This is a genomic window from Ruminococcus callidus ATCC 27760 (assembly GCF_000468015.1).
GTDB classification, from domain to species: Bacteria; Bacillota; Clostridia; order Oscillospirales; family Ruminococcaceae; genus Ruminococcus_C; species Ruminococcus_C callidus.
Window position 1 is genome coordinate 33,541 of record NZ_KI260433.1, and the last position, 1,587, is coordinate 35,127.

Annotated in this window: 1 protein-coding gene; it reads left to right on the top strand. The window is 48.2% G+C overall.

The features are described from left to right. The first annotated feature begins 126 nt into the window (after positions 1 to 126). Positions 127 to 1,560 carry a helix-turn-helix domain-containing protein gene (locus RUMCAL_RS09825; RefSeq protein ID WP_021682672.1) on the top strand — a complete coding sequence of 478 codons (1,434 nt, stop codon included), beginning with the start codon at positions 127 to 129 and terminating at the stop codon, positions 1,558 to 1,560. Positions 1,561 to 1,587: the final 27 nt, after the last annotated feature.

Genomic DNA, 1,587 nt, shown 5'->3' on the forward strand with positions numbered 1-1,587 from the left:
GTCGCACAATCTTTGTGCGGTATTGCCCTAAACATGCAAAAGAGTGTGCATGTTTGATTGGATTGGAAAACACGAAATCAAAAGCATGTGTAATGCTTTTTGAATTAGGAGAAGAATGAAAATATCATGTCACAATTTAGCGAAACTCTGACTCGTCTGATGCGGCAGAAGCACCTGAAATCGGTGGAACTATGCGAAATACTGTCCATTCGGAAGTCCCGTTTCAGTAAAATCAAAAACGGCGGGATTCTTCCCACAGATTTTTCACTGGTGGAACAGCTGGCAAAAGCCATGAACCTGAATCCGCAGGAAGAAAAGGAACTGTACCTGTCCTATCAGATGTCCAAATTCGGGCACACCTACGAGCAGATCGAAGCTTCCATGAAGCGGCTGTACGAGGTGGAATGCCCTCAGTATTATCAAAAAGAGGAGTGTCTGGATACGCCGGTTTCTGCGGAAAACGGACACCTGTACACCAACAAAATGGCAGTCCTTGCGGCGGTGCAACGGCTTTGCCTGAACACCGCTTCCGTGCGGATCGCTATACAGCCGGAGGATCAGGACCTGTTGGAGATCTTAGGACGTTGTGTTGCTTCCTGCGGCGATACGGTGCCCATGCAGTGGCTGTTCTGGCTGGAACCTTCTGACGGCGGCATTTCGGCGGCAAATCTGGACGTATTTTCGAAAGCTCTGCCAGTCATCTGTGCGGGGCGTATGGAAATTCGATGTACTTATGGAGCTTTGCCGGAGCTGTTGGAGCAGCATTTGTTCCCCTACTTTATTGTGACCGAACGGGGTGCCCTGACAATTTCACGGGACTGCACCAAGGCAATGTGGTTCTGCCAGCCGGCGACAGTTTCTCTGTACGAGAAGCAGTACGCCTTTCTGTTTGACCGCAGCAATCCTTTCTGTCACAAGTTTTTCAGCTTGCCGGAATTTTTTCAGGCAATCAATCAGACACGAAATATGGTCAACGAACGGCAGGGAGAGGAACTCTATATCCTCGCCAAGCATCCCTGCATTTCCAGCGGGATTTCGGAGCGGGACTTGCAGACCATGTATCTGTCAGAGGAGGAATCCGGTTATAACGCAAATACCTGCTATGCCTATCTGGTAGACTATATGACACGTGTCAAATGCGAACACATCATTTTTTCGGAGCAGGGCATGCAGGAGTTTTTCCAGAGCGACCTGTACTACGAATATTCCGAATCGATCTCCACACCGATCTCCAAGGAACGGCGGTATGAGATGCTGTCCAGTATTCTGAAACAGAACAGTGACCGCTGGCGTTTTCAGATGCTGAAATATTCGTTCATGGATCATGCGAATATTCACGGTCTGGACATCTGGAATGACGGGGCAATCGTTCTGGTCATGAACTTCCACGAGAATTTCTTTTTGATCACGCTGAAAGAAAAATCCATTTCTTCTGCGATTCTGGCATATCTGCACTATCTGGAGGCGTTGAAAGTATTGAGCCCCAGTGCGGAAACAGCAGATATGTTGTTGAAAAAGTGTCAGTTCCATCAGAAGACCATGACAACAAAATCCACATAAGGCAATACCGCACAAAGAGCGTCTGGC

Coding starts and splice junctions, on each gene's coding strand:
- RUMCAL_RS09825 (WP_021682672.1), top strand. CDS start 127: ATGTCACAATTTAGCGAAACTCTGACTCGTCTGATGCGGCAGAAGCAC.